The following is a 778-nucleotide window of genomic DNA, read 5'->3' as shown; positions in this document are numbered from 1 at the left end:
AGGCAAGGCCCTGGATCATCGCCTGCCAGCGCAGGCCGAACATCTCCGCCACCGCGCCCGCGACCAGCGGCCCGACACCCATCCAGAGGAAGCCCATGATGGCGCCGAACAGCAGCGTCGAGCCCGGCGTTGCCGGCAGCATGAAGTACCAGGCGAGCGCCAGCGAGCGCAGGATGTAGATCGCGCCGAGCAGCGCCAGCTTGTTCCAGCGCTGGCCGGCCCAGCCGAAGAACAGCGAGCCCAGCACGTTGAAGCCGCCGATCATGCCGAGCGTCTGCGCGCTCAGCATCGGATCGAGCCCGCAGATGGCGAGATATGACGGCAGATGCGTGGTGAGGAAGACGAGCTGCATGCCGCAGACCATGTAGGCGCAGGTCATCACCACGAACGACGCGTTGCCGAACGCGGTCTCTGCCGCGGTCGCCGCCGTCGCATTGCCGATGTCGTCACCCGCGGGCTTCGGCAGCGGGATGTTGTCGACGCGGCCGGCATACAACGCCGCAGGGATCATCCCGACCGACAGGATGACGAAGCCGGCGAGCCCGACGCGCCAGCCGAAACCTTCATTGAGCATCTGGCCGATCGGCGCCGACAGCAGCGCGCCGAGCGAGCCCGCGGCAGAGACGATACCGAGCACGGTGGAGCGCACCATCTCCGGCACCGCGCGCGCCGCGACCGACATCGCAATGGCATTCGCGGTACAGGCGAGCGAAATGCCGATCAGCACGCCGGCGCCGATCATGATGCTGACGAGGCCATGCGCGGTCGTCATCAGCAC

At 67.9% G+C, this 778-nt stretch carries 1 protein-coding gene; it reads right to left on the bottom strand.

The features are described 5' to 3' along the window. Nucleotides 1-742, bottom strand: a 742-nt coding sequence (locus tag NS334_RS16430) for an MFS transporter (protein ID WP_206542689.1), incomplete at its 3' end; no start/stop codon positions are given. Between the last annotated feature and the right edge of the window lie 36 nt (nucleotides 743-778).

The sequence above is a fragment of the Sphingomonas endophytica genome, from assembly GCF_001476895.1.
In the GTDB taxonomy this organism is placed as follows: Bacteria; Pseudomonadota; Alphaproteobacteria; order Sphingomonadales; family Sphingomonadaceae; genus Sphingomonas; species Sphingomonas endophytica_A.
This window is presented reverse-complemented; position numbering and strand designations above follow the sequence as displayed.